The organism is Pseudomonas sp. RT6P73, from assembly GCF_054897715.1.
In genome coordinates this window covers 155,306-171,389 of the sequence record NZ_JBUBUV010000002.1, presented here as the reverse complement: position 1 = coordinate 171,389, position 16,084 = coordinate 155,306, and the positions used below count along the sequence as shown (strand labels likewise).

Here is a 16,084-nt window from a genome sequence, read left to right as displayed (position 1 = left end):
GCCATTTGATAATTGTTTGCATTTGAACGTCAAGCTCGGACATATCCAGTCACGAGCCGCGGGCATTGAGGATAGACATGAAGTTGCTTTGCACAGGTGCCGAATTGGCGGACAACAGCAGTCGCGGATTCGATGTCGACGGTCAGAAACTGTTCGCCGTGCGCCGGGGCGGCCAAGTGTATGTCTACATCAATCGCTGCCCGCACCGAGGTGTCGGGCTGGAATGGAAGCCCGACCAGTTTCTCGACCCCAGCAACAGCCTGATCCAGTGCGCCACCCACGGCGCACTGTTCCTGATCGAAGACGGCGAATGTGTCGCCGGCCCGTGCGCCGGGCAATCCCTCACCACCGTTGCCTGCCGCGAAGACGCGCAAGGGATCTGGATCAGCCTTTAGCCGTTCAGCAGCACATCCAGACGCCGCTCGACCACCATCTCTTCGTGCGTCAATCGCACGCCATAGGCCAGCACCTCGACTCCGCACGCCACCGCCTCACGCAAGGCCGCCGCGTAGGCCGAATCGATTTCTTCCGCCGGACGCACGGCGTCGATCCCCGTGAGGTTTACGCAATACAACTGCACCGCACGAATCCCGTCCCGAGCAAGGTGGGCCAGCTCCCGCAAATGCTTGGCGCCCCGTTGCGTCACCGCGTCGGGAAACGCCGCCACTGATGAACCGTCAAAGCCCAGGGTCACGCTTTTGACTTCTACATACGACGGCCCGCTTGGGTACTCGAGGCGGAAATCGATGCGGCTGCTTTCCTGCCCGTAGGCCACTTCACGTTTCAACTCGGTAAAGCCGTTCAGTTCGGTAATCACACCCGCCCGCAACGCCTCTTCGATCAACCCGTTGGCGCGCCCGGTGTTCACGCAAAACAGCCGGCCTTGTGGGGTTTCGCCGATTTCCCAGGTGCCGGGTAATTTGCGTTTCGGGTCGTTGGAGCGGCTGAACCAGACTTGACCGCCTTCTACCTGGCAATTGAGCATCGAGCCGGTGTTCGGGCAATGGATGGTTAGCAACTCGCCGGTAACGGTTTCGATATCGGCGAGAAAACGCTTGTAGCGGCGGATCAAGCGACCTTCTTCGAGGGGAGGATGAAAACGCATCAGCCTTGCCAACTCCGCAATCCACGAGCGATCCGTTCGACCGCTTCTTCCAGGCGCGGCAGGCTTTGGGTGTACGCAAAACGCACGTGATGCCCGGCCTGATAGCGCCCGAAGTCCAGTCCCGGGGTAATTGCCACGTACTCGGTTTCGAGGAAATGTCGGCAGAACGCGAAGGCATCGCCGCCGAACTTGCTGATATCGGCGTACAAGTAGAACGCGCCTTCGGGCTCGACGGCGATACCGAATCCCAGTTCTCGCAGGGCCGGCAACAGGAAATCCCGACGACGCCCGAATTCGGCGCGACGCTCTTCCAGAATGCTGATCGTGGCCGGTTCGAAGCAGGCCAGTGCGGCGTGTTGGGCCATGCTCGGGGCGCTGATGTAGAGGTTTTGCGCGAGTTTTTCCAGTTCGCCGACGGCTGCTTCAGGCGCGACCAGCCAACCCAACCGCCAACCGGTCATGCCGAAATACTTTGAAAAACTATTCAGGACGAAAGCGCTGTCATCGACTTCCAGAACACTGGCGGCATCAGTGCCGTAAGTCAGGCCATGGTAAATCTCGTCCACCACCAGATGACCATGGCGCTCCTTGATCGCAGCCGACAAGCCCGCCAGCTCGTCGCGGGTCAGAATCGTCCCGGTCGGGTTAGCTGGCGAGGCCACTAAAGCTCCGACGCTGTCTTGATCCCAATGGCGCGCCACCAGATCCGGCGTCAGCTGATAACGCACATCCGGGCCGACCGGCACCAGTTGAGCCGCGCCTTCGACCAACCGCAGGAAATGCCGATTGCAAGGGTAACCCGGGTCCGCCAGCAGCCAGTGTTTGCCCGGATCGACCAGCAAGGCGCTGGCCAGCAACAGCGCACCGGAACCGCCGGGCGTGATGAGGATTCGCTGCGGATCAATGTTCAAACTGTAACGTTGTTGATAGAAATTCGAGATCGCTTCGCGTAACTCAGGGATGCCGCGCGCAGCGGTGTAACGGGTCTTCCCCGCCGTCAGTGCCGCCTGGCCGGCCTGGATGATCGGCTCGGCGGTGGTGAAGTCCGGCTCGCCGATTTCCAGGTGGATCACATCGTGACCCGCAGCCTGCAATTCATTGGCCCGAGCCAGCAGCGCCATGACATGGAAAGGTTCGATTGCGCGACTGCGGGCACTGTAGGACTGAGCCATTAGCCTTCCTTACAACGGAGAAAAGAATCGATTCTACCCAAGCGCCGGAACGAGCGAGAACCTAAAGCGGTCAGAGCCGTTATATCCCTGGCCACAAACGACTCAAGCGTGTACCCCAGGTTTGACTAAAATCAATAATTGATCAGGCCTCCAACGCCGCCAGACAAGGCTTTGCAATCATTTGCAAGCCCCTTGGGCCACTACCTCGACATCCGGGAGTAGCGCGGTCCGATTTGATCTGGTAAGTTCGCCCGCTTGCAGCCGCAGGGCCGGCAGGTGTCGGTGATGGAGCAATCCTGCGCAATGGATTACAAGAGTAGAGGCGGTCCATTTCATGCCCACCCAAGCAAAGCAGCAAAATACGTCGATCAGCGGCTTCGAACCCTACAAAGAAGTAAAGGGCGAGGAGTACATGGGCAAGCCCATGCGCGCTCACTTCACCAAGATCCTGAATAAGTGGAAACAGGACTTGATGCAGGAAGTCGACCGTACGGTTGATCACATGAAAGACGAAGCGGCCAACTTCCCTGACCCGGCAGACCGTGCCAGCCAGGAAGAAGAATTCAGCCTTGAACTGCGTGCCCGCGACCGCGAGCGCAAGTTGATCAAAAAGATCGACAAAACGCTGCAGCTGATCGAAGACGAAGAATATGGCTGGTGCGAGTCCTGCGGCGTCGAGATCGGCGTCAAGCGACTGGAAGCCCGCCCTACCGCCGACATGTGCGTTGACTGCAAGACCCTGGCGGAAATCAAGGAAAAGCAAGTCGGCAAGTAATCTCGACTTGAATGAACAACGGAGCGTGCGAACGCTCCGTTTTTGTTTCTGAAATTTGTTGCGTCTTCGGAATTGCCTTCGTCGGATCGCCGCCCGGAGCAAGCTTCGCTCCTACAAGGGCTGGCGCAATCTACTGTAGGAGCGAAGCTTGCTCGCGAAGGCGGCTTCAAGCCATGCTCAAAACGATTGGACTGCCTGACATCGCCTTATGACCGCCATCGCCTCACCCACCTACATCGGACGCTTCGCCCCCACGCCCAGTGGCCATCTGCATTTCGGTTCGCTGGTCGCCGCGCTGGCCTCGTACCTCGACGCGCGCGCGGTGGGCGGGCGCTGGTTGATGCGCATGGAAGATCTCGACCCGCCACGGGAAGAGCCCGGAGCCCAGGCAGCCATCTTGAGGGCCCTGGAAAGCTACGGTTTCGAGTGGGACGACGAAATGGTCCGCCAGAGCGACCGCCACGAGGCTTACGCCGAAGTGCTCAACCGCCTGTTCAATCACGGCCTCGCTTACGCCTGCACCTGTTCGCGCAAACAATTGGAGCCGTATCACGGCATTTACCCGGGACTGTGTCGAAATGCCGGCCACGGCACTGAAGACGCCGCGATTCGCCTGCGCGTGCCAGAGCTCGACTACCACTTCATCGACCGCGTGCAAGGCGAGTTCCGCCAGCATCTGGGCCGGGAAGTCGGCGATTTCGTGATCCGCCGCCGCGACGGGCTCTACGCCTATCAATTGGCGGTGGTGCTGGACGATGCCTGGCAAGGCATCACAGACATTGTGCGGGGCGCTGATCTGCTGGACTCCACGCCGCGCCAGCTCTACCTGCAAGAACTGCTTGGCCTGCGGCAACCGCGCTACCTGCACATCCCGCTGATTACCCAGCCCGATGGCAACAAGCTGGGCAAATCCTATCGCTCGCCGCCGCTGACCGAAGACCAGGCCACGCCTTTGTTACTGCGTGCGTTGCGCGCACTCGGGCAAAACCCGGGCAAGGAACTGGCCTATGCGACACCACGGGAAGTGCTGGATTGGGGGATCGCCCATTGGGATGCGTTATTAATCCCGCGCACACTGACCCTGCCCGAAGCACAACTACAGTGATCACACTTGCAGTGGCGCGCCCATCCGTTACCATCGCCGCACGTTTTCGGGCACGCGCATAAAAAAGAGAGGCCGGGATGTACATCTATCGCTTGGTCCTGCTCCTGGTAGTGGGGATTTATCTGTTCTCCCCGGCCATCATGGATTGGTGGATCGACGCCACTGGCGCCTGGTATCGCCCTTATCTGCTCTGGCTGATTCTGATCGTCGTGACCTTCATCCTGCAGAGCCAAAAAGATGCCGATGAGCTTTAGCCTGACCCAGATGATCCTGATCAGCGCCGCGTACCTGGCGGTGCTGTTCGGCGTCGCCTGGATCAGCGAACGGGGCATGATCCCCCGGGCGATCATTCGCCACCCGCTGACTTACACCCTGTCGCTGGGCGTGTATGCCAGTGCCTGGGCGTTTTACGGCACGGTGGGCCTGGCCTATCAGTACGGCTACGGGTTTCTGTCCAGTTACCTCGGGGTCTCCGGGGCGTTTTTGCTCGCGCCGGTGTTGCTGTACCCGATCCTGAAAATCACCCGCACGTATCAACTGTCGTCCCTTGCCGACCTGTTTGCCTTCCGTTTCCGCAGTACGTGGGCCGGGGCGCTGACCACGATTTTCATGTTGATCGGCGTGCTGCCATTACTGGCGTTGCAGATTCAGGCGGTGGCCGACTCAATCGGCATCCTGACCCGCGAGCCGGTGCAGCATCGCGTGGCCCTGAGTTTCTGCGCACTGATTACGCTGTTCACGATTTTCTTCGGTTCTCGCCACATCGCCACCCGCGAGAAACATGAAGGCCTGGTGTTCGCGATTGCCTTCGAGTCAGTGATCAAGCTCATCGCCATTGGCGGCGTCGGCCTCTATGCCCTTTATGGCGTGTTCGACGGCCCGCAACAGTTGGAACTGTGGCTGCTGCAAAATCAGACCGCCCTCGCCGCGTTGCACACGCCGTTGCAGGAAGGCCCGTGGCGGACGCTGCTGCTGGTGTTCTTCGCCTCGGCGATCGTGATGCCGCACATGTATCACATGACCTTCACCGAAAACCTGAACCCGCGTTCGCTGGTCAGTGCGAGCTGGGGCCTGCCGCTGTTCCTGCTGCTGATGAGCCTGGCGGTGCCGCTGATTCTCTGGGCTGGCCTGAAACTTGGCGCCACCACCAACCCTGAATATTTCACGCTGGGCATCGGCATCGCAGCCAATAGCAAGGCCCTGGCACTATTGGCCTATATCGGCGGCTTGTCGGCAGCCAGCGGGCTGATCATCGTCACCACCCTGGCGCTGTCCGGGATGGCGCTGAACCATTTGGTGCTGCCGCTCTATCAACCACCGGCCGAAGGCAACATCTACCGCTGGCTGAAATGGACCCGCCGAGCGTTGATCGTTGCGATCATCATGGCCGGTTACGGTTTCTACCTGTTGCTGGGCGCCGAACAGGACCTGGCCAACCTCGGCATCGTCGCGTTTGTGGCCACGCTGCAATTTCTTCCGGGCGTGCTGTCGGTCCTGTACTGGCCGACCGCCAACCGTCGCGGCTTCATTGCCGGTTTGCTGGCGGGGATTCTGGTGTGGCTGGTGACCATGCTGTTGCCACTGGTCGGCAATCTGCAGGGCTTTTACATTCCGCTGCTGAACATGATCTACGTGCTGGACGACACCAGTTGGCACATGGCCGCGATCGCGTCCCTGGCCGCCAACGTGCTGATGTTCACCCTGATCTCGCTGTTCACCAACGCCAGTCCCGAAGAGGCCAGCGCCGCCGAAGCCTGCGCCGTGGACAACGTGCGCCGGCCGCAACGCCGGGAATTGCACGCTGCCTCGCCCCAGGAATTCGCCACACAACTGGCCAAGCCGTTAGGCGCCAAAGCTGCGCAGAAAGAAGTCGAGCAAGCCCTGCGCGATCTCTATTTGCCGTTCGACGAGCGCCGGCCTTATGCCTTGCGCCGCCTGCGCGACCGGATCGAAGCCAACCTCTCCGGCCTGATGGGGCCAAGCGTGGCTCAGGACATGGTCGAGACTTTCCTGCCGTACAAGGCCGGCGGCGAAAACTACGTCACTGAAGACATTCACTTCATCGAAAGCCGCCTCGAGGACTACCACTCACGCCTCACTGGGCTTGCCGCCGAACTCGATGCCCTGCGCCGCTATCACCGCCAGACCTTGCAGGAATTGCCGATGGGCGTTTGTTCGCTGGCCAAGGATCAGGAAATCCTCATGTGGAACAAAGCCATGGAGGAGCTGACCGGGATTGCCGCGCAGCGGGTGGTCGGTTCGCGCCTGAGCACCATTGCCGATCCGTGGAAAGAACTGCTGCAAGGCTTCATCAATCTGCCGGACGAGCATTTGCACAAACAGCACCTGGCCCTTGATGGCCAGACCCGGTGGCTGAACCTGCACAAAGCGGCGATCGATGAACCGCTCGCGCCGGGTAACAGTGGCTTGGTGTTGCTGGTGGAAGACCTGACCGAAACCCAGATGCTCGAAGACAAACTGGTGCACTCCGAGCGCCTGGCCAGCATCGGCCGACTCGCCGCCGGCGTGGCCCATGAAATCGGCAACCCGATCACCGGCATCGCGTGCCTGGCGCAAAACCTGCGCGAAGAACGCGAAGACGATGGCGAGCTTAAGGAAATCAGTGGGCAGATCCTCGAGCAGACCAAACGCGTGTCGCGCATCGTTCAGTCGCTGATGAGTTTCGCCCACGCCGGCAGTCATCAGCACAGCGACGAGCCCGTCTGTCTGGCCGAGGTGGCTCAGGATGCCATCGGTTTGCTAGCCCTGAACCGACGCAATTTCGAAGTGCAGTTCTATAATCTGTGCGACCCCGATCACTGGGTCGAAGGCGATCCGCAGCGCCTCGCCCAGGTGTTGATCAACCTGCTCTCAAACGCCCGTGACGCCTCGCCTCCCGGCAGTGCGGTGCGGGTCAAAAGCGAAGCCGGCGAACACACGGTCGACTTGATCGTGGAAGACGAAGGCAGCGGAATTCCGAAGAACATCATGGACAGATTGTTCGAACCTTTCTTCACCACCAAGGATCCTGGCGAAGGCACCGGTCTGGGCCTTGCACTGGTCTATTCCATCGTTGAAGAGCATTATGGACAAATCACCATCGACAGCCCGGCTGATGTACAAAGCCAACGCGGCACCCGTATCCGGGTGACCTTGCCGCGTCATGTCGAAGCGACGTCCGCTGTGAACTGAGACCGTCGAGAGTATCGAATCAATGCCGCACATTTTGATCGTCGAAGACGAAACAATTATCCGCTCCGCCTTGCGCCGCCTGCTGGAACGTAACCAGTACCAGGTCAGCGAAGCCGGTTCAGTGCAGGAAGCACAAGAACGCTTCACTATTCCCACGTTCGACCTGATCGTCAGCGACTTGCGTCTGCCGGGCGCTCCGGGCACCGAGTTGATCAAACTCGGCCAGGGCACTCCGGTGTTGATCATGACCAGCTACGCCAGCCTGCGTTCGGCCGTTGACTCGATGAAGATGGGCGCGGTGGACTACATCGCCAAGCCTTTCGATCACGACGAAATGCTCCAGGCCGTCGCCCGTATCCTGCGTGACCGCCAATCGCTGCCAGCCAGCGGCGAACCGGTCACCGGCAAAGCCGGCAATGGCGCGGCGAAACCGGGTGTCGATAACAGCAACGGCGAAATCGGCATCATCGGCTCGTGCCCGCCGATGCAGGACCTGTACAGCAAGATCCGCAAAGTCGCGCCGACCGATTCCAATGTCCTGATCCAGGGCGAATCCGGTACCGGTAAAGAACTGGTGGCCCGCGCCCTGCACAACCTGTCCAAACGCGCCAAGGCGCCGATGATTTCGGTGAACTGCGCAGCCATTCCGGAAAGCCTGATCGAGTCCGAACTGTTCGGCCACGAAAAAGGCGCGTTCACCGGTGCCAGCGCCGGGCGTGCCGGCCTGGTGGAAGCAGCGGATGGCGGCACCTTGTTCCTCGACGAAATCGGCGAACTGCCGCTGGAAGCCCAGGCCCGCTTGCTGCGCGTGTTGCAGGAAGGTGAAATTCGCCGGGTCGGTTCGGTCCAGTCACAGAAAGTCGATGTGCGCCTGATCGCCGCGACTCACCGGGACCTCAAGAGCCTGGCGAAGATCGGTCAGTTCCGTGAAGACTTGTACTACCGCCTCCACGTGATCGCTTTGAAACTGCCAGCTCTGCGTGAGCGCGGTGCCGACGTGAATGAAATCGCCAATGCCTTCCTGGCGCGACAGAGCGCGCGGGTCAACCGCACCGACCTGAAGTTCGCCGCGGATGCCGAACAGGCGATTCGTCATTACTCCTGGCCGGGTAACGTGCGTGAACTGGAAAACGCGGTAGAGCGCGCCGTCATCCTGTGCGAGAGCCCGGAGATTTCCGCCGAGCTGCTGGGGATCGACATCGAACTGAGCGATCTGGAAGACGACGACTTCATCGGCCTGCCCCCGCAACAGGGCAACAGTACCAGCAACAACAATCATGAGCCGACCGAAGACCTGTCACTGGAAGACTACTTCCAGCACTTCGTGCTTGAGCATCAGGACCACATGACGGAAACCGAACTGGCCCGCAAACTCGGGGTGAGTCGCAAATGCCTGTGGGAACGTCGTCAGCGCCTGGGTATTCCGCGGCGCAAGACCGGGGTGGCCAGCGAGAGCTGAACCGCGCCTGCCTGATGTGTGGGTAACACGAGACTTTGTGAAAAAACTGTTACCTCACCTATTCACGTAACAGAAGCCGGGGCTTACGGTAACGAAGCCCCGGTTTTTTTTGGCCTCGAAAAACCCCACCAACCAGCCTACCCCCTTGTTTTACTGGGCCTCGCAAAAGTTGGCACGCACCCTGCTATATGTTCGGTACAAGAACAATAACAAGCAATGCACAAGACAATAAAAATAAGACGAATCGACTCACGCACAATAAAAACAAGACGGCGAGAGGCGCAGCTAACTGATTCTTTTGGAGAGGCGTTGTATTTGGGGCTTGCCCCACGACCAGGCCGAGAATAATAAAAAACTGTCATAAGACAGTGCCTGAACTGGTTGGATCGAAAGATCACTGCAGCACAGCGACCAAAGCAATCCGTTTGCTCTTGGCTCCCGATTGGGAGGGTCATGAAGGAAAAACTTCATGGCGAGGGCACTTAACAAAAACAAAAAGCCCGAATCAAAAATAAAAATAGAGCATGCAACTACTTTCTTGGGGAGCTTCGGCTCCCCTTGTAGTTTCTGGTGTTTGGCCTGTGCACCTCGGCTTTTTGTAGCAGCTGCCGAGCAGCGCGAGGCTGCGTTCGGTTGCGCAGCAGCCGCTATCACAGGCATCTGGTTTCTTCTGACACACCGCAATCTCTGGTTTTACGACGGCTTCGCCGTCGAACGCAGCCTCGCGCTGCTCGGCAGCTGCTACAGAGGCCGCTACCCAACAGTGCCCTCCAGACATGCCCTTCAAGCGCTTGCGCAGCTTCCTACACCATCCCCCGACTAAATGCTAGAATCCCCGCCCATCATGCGGTCATTCTTCGTTATGGCCGAACATTCCTTCAAACAGTGCATCCCATGCTGAAGAAGTTGTTCCAGTCATTCCGTTCTCCCAAGCGTCATACGCAACACATTCGCAGTACGCCTGAAGTGCTCAACAGCGGCCAACATTCGCTGCAAAAGGCCCAATTCAGCCGTTATGCGGTGAACATCGTCGAACGCCTGCAGAACGCCGGTTACCAGGCTTATCTGGTTGGCGGCTGTGTGCGAGACATGCTCCTGGGCATCACGCCGAAAGATTTCGACGTCGCCACCAGTGCCACACCTGAACAGGTTCGAGCTGAATTCCGCAACGCGCGGATCATCGGTCGCCGCTTCAAACTGGTGCATATCCACTTTGGCCGCGAAATCATCGAAGTCGCGACCTTCCGCGCCAATCACCCGCAAAACGACGAGGAAGAAGACAGCAACCAGTCTTCCCGTAACGAGAGCGGGCGCATCCTGCGCGACAACGTCTACGGCACGCTGGAAGAAGACGCGCAACGCCGCGACTTCACCATCAACGCCCTGTATTACGACCCGGTCAGCGAGCGCATTCTCGATTACGCCAACGGCGTACACGACATCCGCAATCACCTGATCCGCCTGATCGGCGATCCGAAGCAGCGCTACCAGGAAGACCCGGTACGGATGCTGCGAGCCGTGCGCTTCGCCGCCAAGCTGAATTTCGGCATCGAAAAGCACAGCGCCGCGCCAATCCGCGACCTGGCGCCGATGCTGCGCGAGATTCCGTCAGCCCGCCTGTTCGAAGAAGTGCTCAAGCTGTTCCTATCCGGCCATGCCGCGGACACCTTCGAGATGCTGGTCGACCTGCAGCTGTTCGACCCGCTGTTCCCGGCCAGTGCTGAGGCGCTGGAATACAACCCGACGTACACCCACACCTTGATCAGCGAAGCCCTGATCAACACCGACCTGCGGATTAAACAGAACAAACCGGTGACCCCGGCGTTCCTGTTTGCAGCCCTGCTGTGGCCTGCGTTGCCGGCCCGTGTACTGCGCCTGCAAGAACGGGGCATGCCACCGATTCCGGCGATGCAGGAAGCGGCTCACGAACTGATTGCCGAACAGTGCCAGCGGATCGCGATTCCAAAACGTTTCACCATGCCGATCCGCGAGATCTGGGACATGCAGGAGCGTCTGCCACGGCGCAGCGGCAAACGTGCCGATCTGTTGCTGGACAACCCGCGGTTCCGCGCCGGTTACGACTTCCTGCTGCTGCGTGAAAGCGCTGGCGAGCAGACCGATGGCCTGGGTGAATGGTGGACCGACTATCAGGACGCCAACGACAGCGAACGTCGGGACATGATCCGCGACCTCAGCGGCAAGGATGAAGGCACCGGCGCTCCGCGCAAACGTCGCCGCAGCGGTGGCGCCAAGCGCAAACGCGCGGCTGGCGCACCGAGTGCCACGGGCGAGTAATCCATGGAGCGCATCTACATCGGCATGGGCAGCAATCTGGCTGACCCCGCCGAACAATTGCGCAGCGCCGTCGAGGCGCTGGCGCAGTTGCCGCAGACCGAACTGGTCGGGGTGTCCGGGTTTTATCAAAGCGACTCGCTCCTGCCGGGCCAACCGCGTTACACCAACGCGGTCGCCGCCCTCGACAGCACGCTCGCGCCGCTGGACTTGCTCGATGCGCTGCAAGCCATCGAGAACGAACAAGGCCGCGAGCGTCTTGAGCGTTGGGGGCCACGTACGCTGGACCTCGACATCGTGCTGTTTGGCGATCGGCTGATCGACGAACCGCGCCTCAAGGTGCCTCACTACCATCTGCAGGAACGGGCCTTCGTTCTGTATCCACTGGCCGAACTGGCGCCTGCGGATCTGCGCCTGGCCGATGGGCGCAGCCTGACGGAATTACTTGCCGCCTGCCCGTTCGTCGGCCTGGAACGCCTCCCCTGACTTACGCAATCCCTCTGTAGGAGCGAAGCTTGCTCGCGAAAGCGGACTGACATTCAATATTTATGTCGACTGTCACACCGCTTTCGCGAGCAAGCTTCGCTCCTACAAAAATCCAGCGCCCTGCTAGATTGCAGCTGCTGAAACGCATCAGTTACCCCGGTAACACCCCGCGCGTAACAATGCGGTAACACATGCAATTGACTTCCCGAGTTCTCCTCACGACTATAGGCGTCCCGCTGCCGCCAACATGGCGTTGAAGGGCGCAATTCAGGCCTTAAAAGCACGACACCAGAGCGTGCGCCTGTATTTAACGAAGAATCACGCGCGTTACTCGCAGTAGTTTCCAAGCGCCTGAATGAGGAACTTTTCATGCCAGCCATCACCCTGACCACTCTGCAAGGTCTCAAGCAAAAAGGTGAAAAAATCACCATGCTGACCTGCTATGACGCGACCTTCGCCCACGCCTGTAATCAGGCTGGCGTCGAAGTGCTGCTGGTGGGCGACTCCCTCGGCATGGTTCTGCAAGGTCACGACAGCACCTTGCCGGTGACCACCGCGGAAATGGCTTACCACGTGGCAGCCGTCAAACGCGGCAACGCCGATGCGCTGATCCTCGCCGACCTGCCGTTCATGGCCTACGCCACCACCGAACAAGCCATGACCAACAGCGCACTGTTGATGCAGGCCGGTGCACACATGGTCAAGGTTGAAGGGGCATTGTGGCTCGCGGACTCGATCCGCCTGCTGGCCGAACGTGGTGTACCTGTGTGCGCGCACATGGGGCTGACGCCGCAATCGGTGAACATTCTGGGCGGTTACAAAGTCCAGGGCCGCAGCGAGAACCAGGCGCGACAGATGCGTGCCGACGCCATCGCCCTGGAACAGGCTGGTGCATCCATGTTGCTGCTCGAGTGCGTACCGAGCGAACTGGCTCAGGAAATCACCCAGGCAGTGGGCATTCCAGTGATCGGCATCGGCGCCGGCAGTGGCACTGATGGCCAGGTCCTGGTTCTGCACGACATGCTGGGCCTGTCCATTACCGGGCGCGTACCAAAATTCGTAAAGAACTTCATGAATGGCCAGACCAGCATTCACGCTGCACTCAGCGCCTATGTCACTGAAGTCAAAGCAGCCACTTTCCCTGGGATCGAACACGGATTCTCTGCATGAACACCGTAAAAACCGTACGCGAACTGCGGGCCGCCGTGGCCCGTGCCCGCAGCGAAGGCAAGCGCATCGGCTTCGTGCCGACCATGGGCAACCTGCACAGCGGCCATGTCGCGCTGATTACCAAAGCGACCCAACGGGTGGATTTCGTGGTCGCGAGCATTTTCGTCAACCCGCTGCAATTCGGCGCCGGCGAAGACCTCGACAAGTACCCGCGCACCCTGGCCGCTGACCAGGAGAAACTGCTCGAGGCCGGCTGCCACTTGCTGTTCGCGCCAGCCGTCGAAGAAATGTACCCCGACGGCATGGCCGGCCAGACCCGAGTCAGCGTCCCGCAACTCTCCGAAGGTCTGTGCGGTGCCAGCCGTCCCGGGCATTTCGAAGGGGTGGCGACGGTGGTCAGCAAGCTGTTCAACATGGTCCAGCCTGACCTGGCGATCTTCGGCCAGAAAGACTTCCAGCAACTGGCGGTGATCAAATCCCTGGTCCATGACCTGAACATGCCGGTCCAGATCATTGGCGAACCGACCGTGCGTGCGGCCGATGGTCTGGCGCTGTCGTCGCGCAACGGTTTCCTCAGCGAAGAACAACGGGCCGTGGCGCCCGTGGTGTATCGCGTCCTGAGCCAGATGGCCGAGGCGATCAAACAGGGTGAGCGTGATTTTCCTGCGTTGATCGATTCACAGATCAAGCAGCTCGAAGCGGCGGGTTTGCGCACCGATTACCTGGAGATTCGTCACGCGCAAACCTTGCGCCCGGCGACCCCGGAGGATCGGGATCTGGTGATTCTGGTAGCGGCGTTCCTGGGCACTACGCGGTTGATCGACAACCTGCACCTGAACCTCGACGCCACCGCCTGATAACGCAAAACCCTGTAGGAGCGAAGCTTGCTCGCGAAGAGGCAGTCACATTCGACATTTGCGTCGACTGATACGACGCGTTCGCGAGCAAGCTTCGCTCCTACAGGGTACTGCGCGGCTTCGCCCCTTATTGCTGGCCTTTAAGCCTTCGGGCAAACTGCCCGCCGTTCGATTCCGACCTGGGAAAACACTCATGCACGCCATCATGCTCAAAGCCAAGCTGCATCGCGCCGAAGTCACTCACGCAGTACTCGATTACGAAGGTTCTTGCGCCATCGACGGCGAATGGCTGGACTTGTCCGGCATCCGTGAATACGAACAGATCCAGATTTATAACGTCGACAACGGCGAACGCTTCACCACCTACGCGATTCGTGGCGAAGAAGGCTCGCGCATGATTTCGGTCAACGGCGCGGCCGCGCACAAGGCCAAGGTCGGTGATCGGGTGATCATCTGCGCTTACGCGCATTACAGCGAAGCCGAGTTGCTCAACTTCAAGCCACGCATGCTCTACATGGCGCCGGGCAATGAACTGAGCCACACCAGCAATGCCATTCCGGTCCAGGTCGCCTGATCGAACCGCCGCCCCTCCCGCTTGTCGAAACGTTCCCTGCTTTGTGTATAAAAAAGTACCGGGAACGTGTTAGACAAAGTCAAGACAGATCGCAGCGCGAGGTTTACTGTATTCGCCCTGTGTCATTGAAATCGTGTCGACGCAGTTGACCGGATGCCTGCCCACGGCGCTCCGGGATTTTCAGTGTTCAAAAAAGCCGTTCAAGTAAAAAGGAAACCCGCAGCGATGGCGTACTACCGCACTCCTCACGACGTTACCGCTCTGCCCGCCTGGCAAGCGCTGAATGACCACCGCCAAGCCATGCAGGATTTCAGCATGCGCGAAGCCTTCAATGCCGATCCGCAGCGCTTTACTCAATTCACCCTCAGCAGCTGCGGCCTGTTTCTCGACTACTCGAAGAACCTTATCAACGCCGAGACCCGCAATCTGCTGGTGGGCCTGGCCAATGAAGTCGACCTCAAGGGCGCGATCAAGTCGCTGTTCGAAGGCGAAATCGTCAACGCTTCCGAAGGTCGTCCGGCCCTGCACACCGCTCTGCGCCGCCCGGTAGGCGACAAGCTGTCGGTCAATGGCGTCAACGTGATGCCTGAAGTGCACAAAGTGCTGAACCAGATCACAGACCTCGTTGGCCGCATCCACGACGGTTTGTGGCGCGGTTACTCCGAGAAGCCGATCACTGACGTGGTGAACATCGGCATCGGTGGCTCGTTCCTCGGCCCTGAGCTGGTGTCTGAAGCGCTGCTGTCCTACGCCCATAAAGGCGTGCGTTGCCATTACCTGGCGAACATCGATGGCAGTGAGTTCCACGAACTGACCATGAAGCTGCGCGCCGAAACCACGCTGTTCATCGTTTCGTCGAAATCCTTCAATACCCTCGAAACCTTGAAAAATGCTCAGGCCGCTCGCGCCTGGTACCTGGCCCAAGGTGGCTCGGAAGCCGAGCTGTATCGTCACTTCATCGCCGTCTCCAGCAACAATGCAGCGGCCGTGGCGTTCGGTATCCGCGAAGAAAACATCTTCCCGATGTGGGACTGGGTCGGCGGCCGTTATTCGCTGTGGTCGGCCATCGGTTTGCCAATCGCCCTGGCCATCGGCATGTCGAACTTCAAGGAACTGCTGTCCGGTGCCTACACCATGGACCAGCACTTCCAGAGCGCGCCATTCGACCAGAACATGCCGGTGCTGCTGGCCTTGCTCGGCGTCTGGTACGGCAACTTCTGGGGCGCGCAAAGCCACGCGATCCTGCCGTACGACCATTACTTGCGCAACATCACCAAGCACTTGCAACAGCTGGACATGGAATCCAACGGCAAGAGCGTGCGCCATGACGGCACGCCTGTGTCCACCGACACCGGCCCGGTAATCTGGGGTGGCGTGGGTTGCAACGGTCAACACGCGTATCACCAGTTGCTGCACCAGGGCACCCAACTGATTCCGGCCGACTTCATCGTGCCAATTGTCAGCTTCAACCCGGTCTCCGACCACCATCAGTGGCTGTACGCCAACTGCCTGTCCCAAAGCCAGGCATTGATGCTCGGCAAGACCCTTGCCGAAGCCGAAACCGAGCTGCGTGACAAAGGCATGAGCGAAGAAGAGGTGCATAAACTCGCGCCGCACAAGGTGATCCCGGGCAACCGTCCGAGCAACACCCTGGTGGTCGAGCGCATCAGCCCGCGTCGTCTCGGTGCGCTGGTGGCGATGTACGAACACAAAGTCTTCGTGCAAAGCGTGGTCTGGGGCATCAACGCCTTCGACCAGTGGGGCGTGGAGCTGGGCAAAGAACTGGGCAAAGGCGTCTACAACCGTTTGGTCGGCAGCGAAGAAACCCCGGCTGACGATGCTTCAACCCAAGGCCTGATCAACTACTTCCGCGGTCGTCACCGCGGGTAACCTGACG

General features: G+C 59.7%; 14 protein-coding genes. 12 read left to right on the top strand and 2 right to left on the bottom strand.

The window, feature by feature from the left end; all coding sequences use genetic code 11:
- Positions 1–77: 77 nt before the first annotated feature.
- On the top strand, positions 78–395 hold the full coding sequence (locus ACYZT6_RS01020) for a Rieske (2Fe-2S) protein (RefSeq protein WP_462025367.1): 318 nt from the start codon (positions 78–80) through the stop codon (positions 393–395).
- Here the strand turns inward: ACYZT6_RS01020 and sfsA are convergent.
- Both sfsA and ACYZT6_RS01010 read right to left on the bottom strand, forming a co-directional pair.
- Positions 392–1,105 carry a DNA/RNA nuclease SfsA gene (gene sfsA / locus ACYZT6_RS01015; RefSeq protein WP_462025366.1) on the bottom strand — a complete coding sequence of 238 codons (714 nt, stop codon included), beginning with the start codon at positions 1,103–1,105 and terminating at the stop codon, positions 392–394. The two genes, ACYZT6_RS01020 and sfsA, sit on opposite strands and share 4 nt — an antisense overlap.
- A complete protein-coding gene (locus ACYZT6_RS01010) occupies positions 1,105–2,277 on the bottom strand; it encodes a pyridoxal phosphate-dependent aminotransferase (protein ID WP_462025365.1) in 1,173 nt (390 codons plus the stop codon). Before ACYZT6_RS01010 ends, sfsA begins: the two co-directional genes overlap by 1 nt.
- A 334-nt stretch (positions 2,278–2,611) precedes the next feature.
- Between ACYZT6_RS01010 and dksA the strand changes: the two genes are divergently transcribed.
- From dksA to pgi, 11 genes are all read left to right on the top strand, one after another.
- Positions 2,612–3,052 (top strand): RNA polymerase-binding protein DksA, encoded by a 441-nt coding sequence (gene dksA / locus ACYZT6_RS01005; protein WP_109634884.1) that lies wholly within the window; start codon positions 2,612–2,614, stop codon positions 3,050–3,052.
- A 208-nt stretch (positions 3,053–3,260) separates the two neighbouring features.
- Complete coding sequence (gluQRS, locus tag ACYZT6_RS01000; protein ID WP_462025364.1) at positions 3,261–4,157, top strand: tRNA glutamyl-Q(34) synthetase GluQRS; 897 nt, start codon at positions 3,261–3,263, stop codon at positions 4,155–4,157.
- Between the two features lie 77 nt (positions 4,158–4,234).
- Complete coding sequence (locus ACYZT6_RS00995; RefSeq protein ID WP_003176118.1) at positions 4,235–4,411, top strand: hypothetical protein; 177 nt, start codon at positions 4,235–4,237, stop codon at positions 4,409–4,411.
- Positions 4,395–7,349: a sensor histidine kinase gene (locus ACYZT6_RS00990; RefSeq protein ID WP_162556248.1), complete on the top strand. Its 2,955-nt coding sequence runs from the start codon at positions 4,395–4,397 to the stop codon at positions 7,347–7,349. Before ACYZT6_RS00995 ends, ACYZT6_RS00990 begins: the two co-directional genes overlap by 17 nt.
- 22 nt (positions 7,350–7,371) lie before the next feature.
- On the top strand, positions 7,372–8,808 hold the full coding sequence (locus ACYZT6_RS00985) for a sigma-54-dependent transcriptional regulator (protein WP_462025363.1): 1,437 nt from the start codon (positions 7,372–7,374) through the stop codon (positions 8,806–8,808).
- Between the two features lie 894 nt (positions 8,809–9,702).
- A complete protein-coding gene (locus ACYZT6_RS00980) occupies positions 9,703–11,103 on the top strand; it encodes a polynucleotide adenylyltransferase PcnB (RefSeq protein WP_461976826.1) in 1,401 nt (466 codons plus the stop codon).
- Positions 11,104–11,106: 3 nt separating this feature from the next.
- Positions 11,107–11,586 carry a 2-amino-4-hydroxy-6-hydroxymethyldihydropteridine diphosphokinase gene (gene folK / locus ACYZT6_RS00975; protein ID WP_462025362.1) on the top strand — a complete coding sequence of 160 codons (480 nt, stop codon included), beginning with the start codon at positions 11,107–11,109 and terminating at the stop codon, positions 11,584–11,586.
- A gap of 369 nt (positions 11,587–11,955) precedes the next feature.
- Complete coding sequence (gene panB, locus ACYZT6_RS00970; RefSeq protein WP_462025361.1) at positions 11,956–12,756, top strand: 3-methyl-2-oxobutanoate hydroxymethyltransferase; 801 nt, start codon at positions 11,956–11,958, stop codon at positions 12,754–12,756.
- Positions 12,753–13,613 carry a pantoate--beta-alanine ligase gene (panC, locus tag ACYZT6_RS00965; RefSeq protein WP_462025360.1) on the top strand — a complete coding sequence of 287 codons (861 nt, stop codon included), beginning with the start codon at positions 12,753–12,755 and terminating at the stop codon, positions 13,611–13,613. Before panB ends, panC begins: the two co-directional genes overlap by 4 nt.
- Positions 13,614–13,806: 193 nt before the next feature.
- Positions 13,807–14,187, top strand: a complete 381-nt coding sequence (panD, locus tag ACYZT6_RS00960) for an aspartate 1-decarboxylase (RefSeq protein WP_003228271.1) — start codon at positions 13,807–13,809, stop codon at positions 14,185–14,187.
- 225 nt (positions 14,188–14,412) lie between these two features.
- Positions 14,413–16,077, top strand: a complete 1,665-nt coding sequence (pgi, locus tag ACYZT6_RS00955; RefSeq protein WP_462025359.1) for a glucose-6-phosphate isomerase — start codon at positions 14,413–14,415, stop codon at positions 16,075–16,077.
- The last annotated feature ends 7 nt before the right edge of the window (positions 16,078–16,084 follow it).

Coding starts and splice junctions, on each gene's coding strand:
- ACYZT6_RS01020 (WP_462025367.1), top strand. CDS start 78: ATGAAGTTGCTTTGCACAGGTGCCGAATTGGCGGACAACAGCAGTCGC.
- sfsA (WP_462025366.1), bottom strand. CDS start 1,105: ATGCGTTTTCATCCTCCCCTCGAAGAAGGTCGCTTGATCCGCCGCTAC.
- ACYZT6_RS01010 (WP_462025365.1), bottom strand. CDS start 2,277: ATGGCTCAGTCCTACAGTGCCCGCAGTCGCGCAATCGAACCTTTCCAT.
- dksA (WP_109634884.1), top strand. CDS start 2,612: ATGCCCACCCAAGCAAAGCAGCAAAATACGTCGATCAGCGGCTTCGAA.
- gluQRS (WP_462025364.1), top strand. CDS start 3,261: ATGACCGCCATCGCCTCACCCACCTACATCGGACGCTTCGCCCCCACG.
- ACYZT6_RS00995 (WP_003176118.1), top strand. CDS start 4,235: ATGTACATCTATCGCTTGGTCCTGCTCCTGGTAGTGGGGATTTATCTG.
- ACYZT6_RS00990 (WP_162556248.1), top strand. CDS start 4,395: ATGCCGATGAGCTTTAGCCTGACCCAGATGATCCTGATCAGCGCCGCG.
- ACYZT6_RS00985 (WP_462025363.1), top strand. CDS start 7,372: ATGCCGCACATTTTGATCGTCGAAGACGAAACAATTATCCGCTCCGCC.
- ACYZT6_RS00980 (WP_461976826.1), top strand. CDS start 9,703: ATGCTGAAGAAGTTGTTCCAGTCATTCCGTTCTCCCAAGCGTCATACG.
- folK (WP_462025362.1), top strand. CDS start 11,107: ATGGAGCGCATCTACATCGGCATGGGCAGCAATCTGGCTGACCCCGCC.
- panB (WP_462025361.1), top strand. CDS start 11,956: ATGCCAGCCATCACCCTGACCACTCTGCAAGGTCTCAAGCAAAAAGGT.
- panC (WP_462025360.1), top strand. CDS start 12,753: ATGAACACCGTAAAAACCGTACGCGAACTGCGGGCCGCCGTGGCCCGT.
- panD (WP_003228271.1), top strand. CDS start 13,807: ATGCACGCCATCATGCTCAAAGCCAAGCTGCATCGCGCCGAAGTCACT.
- pgi (WP_462025359.1), top strand. CDS start 14,413: ATGGCGTACTACCGCACTCCTCACGACGTTACCGCTCTGCCCGCCTGG.